Source organism: Xanthomonas sp. LMG 12460 (assembly GCF_009192895.1).
GTDB classification, from domain to species: domain Bacteria; phylum Pseudomonadota; class Gammaproteobacteria; order Xanthomonadales; family Xanthomonadaceae; genus Xanthomonas_A; species Xanthomonas_A sontii.
In genome coordinates, this window is record NZ_NKUH01000159.1 from 1 (window position 1) to 1,486 (window position 1,486).

General features: G+C 64.9%; 1 protein-coding gene and 1 pseudogene. Both read left to right on the plus strand.

Features of this window, described 5'->3' with window-relative positions; all coding sequences use genetic code 11:
• Positions 1 to 44: 44 nt before the first annotated feature.
• Positions 45 to 665: pseudogene (locus CEK66_RS20155) on the plus strand (TonB-dependent receptor); the annotation flags it as partial.
• A gap of 132 nt (positions 666 to 797) precedes the next feature.
• The coding region (locus CEK66_RS20160) for a hypothetical protein (RefSeq protein WP_193312731.1) at positions 798 to 1,486 on the plus strand (689 nt) is incomplete at its 3' end.

Below are 1,486 nucleotides of genomic sequence, written 5' to 3' on the forward strand. Positions count from 1 at the left end.
ACGCTTAAGCTCGTCGGCAGCGTCGAATGGGTATAAGAGACAGGGGCTCCAACCTGGAAGCGGGCATCAAGGCGCAGCTGGCCGACGGCCGCGCGCTGCTCAGTGCGGCGGTGTTCGAGGCCAAGCAGGACAACTACGCGGTGCGCGACATGACCCAGCCGGAAGCCTCGCTGCCCGACGGCAGCTCGGCCTACATCGGCGTCGACGGCACCAAGAGCCGCGGCTGGGAAGTGGAATACAACGGCGAGTTGCGCCCGGGCTGGACGCTCAATGCCGGCTACACCCACGTCAAGGTCACCCGTGCGCCGACCGACGCGATCTACGCCAACCTGCCGGAGGACTACCTGCAGCTGTCCACCCAGGTGCGCCTGCCCGGCGCCTGGCAGCGCCTGAGCCTGGGCGGCGGCGTGAGCTGGCAGAGCGCGGTGCGCGGCTACAACATCCAGCGCCCGCTCGGCGACGGCAGCGCCGCCACGCGCCCGGTCACCGTGGTGCAGGATCCGTACGCGCTGGTGCACTTCAACGCCAACTACCAGCTCAGCACGCAGTGGACCGCGACGCTGGCGATGACTAACGCGCTGAACAAGAAGTACTGGGCCAATCTGGATTACCAGAACTACGGCGAGCCGCGGTTCGTCAGCTTTACCCTGCGCTGGCGGTACTGAGCGACGGCGCATGACAGGCAAGGACGCCCGTCGCGCAGCCCGGCATTGCTGCGATGGTGGTCGCCGTGGCGATGCGTGCCGATGGCCGGCACTGCGCGTCTATACTGCCGCCGCCATCATCGGAGGATGCAGATGCGACCCGCCACGCGCTTGGCCCAGTGCTTGTTGCTTGCCGGCATCCTGCCCCTGGCAGGGTGCGCACAGTCCGGCTCTGCCGACACGCCGGCGGCTACCTCCACCAATGCCCAGGGCTGCGTGAGACAGCGCCAGCTCGGCCCACAGGATCCGTTCAAGACGCCGCCGCCATTGATGGAGGCATGCCTGGGTCCGTACAAGCTACGCATTCCGGCCAACTACTTCGGCGACCAGATGGGGCCGAACTTCGACGACAGTTTCGGCCTGTACCTGGAATACCCGTCGCTGCAGCCGTTCGCACCGGGCGAACGCGCGCATCTGAGCCTGGATGTGTCGACGCGGACGGTCGATATCGGGTACCACTATTTGGATGGGGTGGACGTGCATGAGGCGCTACGCAGGCGCTACACCGGCTATTCCGCGGACAAGGAGAATCCGGCAGAGCATCTGCAGAGCCGTCTCAGGCAAAGTCCGGTATATGGGCTGACGCCCTACTATCCGGATCTTCCGAAAGTGTTTGCCTACTACAAGGCAAAGGGATACCGGGCGTCGGCGCCTGTGTTCAACGCGGAGGAGCACGATGATTGGTACGTCGAACGGGATGCACATGGCGAAATTCGCACCTTCATCAAGTGCACCTCGCATGTAGTGGCGGAAACCGGTGTGGAGTACCAGAAAGGAAAGCT